Genomic DNA, 1025 nt, shown 5'->3' with positions numbered 1-1025 from the left:
ATGATGATCGTGCATCCGGTAGCCGCGATGATCGGCCCGGCTTAGCTGCATGCCTCAAATCCTTGCGCGACGGCGATGTGCTGGTGGTCTGGAAACTCGATCGCCTCGGGCGCTCGCTCGCCCACCTGGTCAACACCGTGAAGGATCTGTCAGACCGCAGGATCGGCCTGCGTGTGCTGACCGGAAAAGGCGCTCAGATCGACACCACGACCGCATCCGGCCGCATGGTGTTCGGTATCTTTGCCACTCTGGCCGAGTTCGAGCGGGATCTGATCCGCGAGCGCACCATGGCTGGCCTTGCCGCAGCCAGAGCGCGCGGACGAAAGGGAGGGCGAAAATTCGCCCTGACCAAAGCACAGGTGCGTCTCGCCCAGGCCGCCATGGCGCAGCGCGACACGTCTGTTTCCGATCTGTGCAAGGAACTCGGGATCGAGCGCGTCACTCTATACAGATATGTCGGACCGAAGGGCGAGCTCAGGGATTATGGGAAGCGCGTTCTCAGCTTAGCGTAGGATTTCGCCCCCTCCCGCAAACGACCCCATGAGGTTTGTCGTACATGCTGGTCGGTTATATGCGAGTGTCCTCAGCCGACGAACGCCAGTCAGTGGATCTCCAGCGCGATGCGCTGATCGCGGCTGGCGTCGATGCACGCCACATTCATTCCGACAAGGCCTCTGGTGCCCGCGACGATCGCCCTGGCCTCAAGACGTGCCTCGCCTGGCTCAAGGAAGGGGATACGCTGGTGGTCTGGAAACTCCGCCCGCTCCGGCAAGCCGTCACAATCACCGATAATCCTTAGCGTATATCTGTGCCCGTTTTATGTACCGACCCCATCCCACTGAAAGTCAGGAGGAGGATATCTGGACGGACGAACAGGAAATGGCCAGCCCATCAATCCCTGACAAAGCCAGCAGAGCGCCCTGGGAGGGGTCACGACACGAAAGTGTACTTTACGTACGCTTAGAGTGAACCCAACAAGAACGTTGAGGCTGTTCTGCTGAGAGTTCGATAGACAGTTGGCCGAG

2 protein-coding genes are annotated in these 1025 nt (G+C 59.9%); both read left to right on the top strand.

The genetic code is table 11. The features are described 5' to 3' along the window. Positions 1-512, top strand: a 512-nt coding sequence (locus CFR80_RS18365; protein WP_110507862.1) for a recombinase family protein, incomplete at its 5' end; no start/stop codon positions are given. Between the two features lie 44 nt (positions 513-556). Further along, on the top strand, positions 557-799 hold the full coding sequence (locus CFR80_RS18360) for a recombinase family protein (RefSeq protein ID WP_110507851.1): 243 nt from the start codon (positions 557-559) through the stop codon (positions 797-799). Positions 800-1025 lie beyond the last annotated feature (226 nt).

The organism is Komagataeibacter oboediens (assembly GCF_003207815.1).
Lineage (GTDB): Bacteria > Pseudomonadota > Alphaproteobacteria > Acetobacterales > Acetobacteraceae > Komagataeibacter > Komagataeibacter oboediens.
Note: the sequence above shows the minus strand (reverse complement) of the source record. Positions and strands in the feature narration are given on the sequence as shown.

Coding starts and splice junctions, on each gene's coding strand:
- CFR80_RS18360 (WP_110507851.1), top strand. CDS start 557: ATGCTGGTCGGTTATATGCGAGTGTCCTCAGCCGACGAACGCCAGTCA.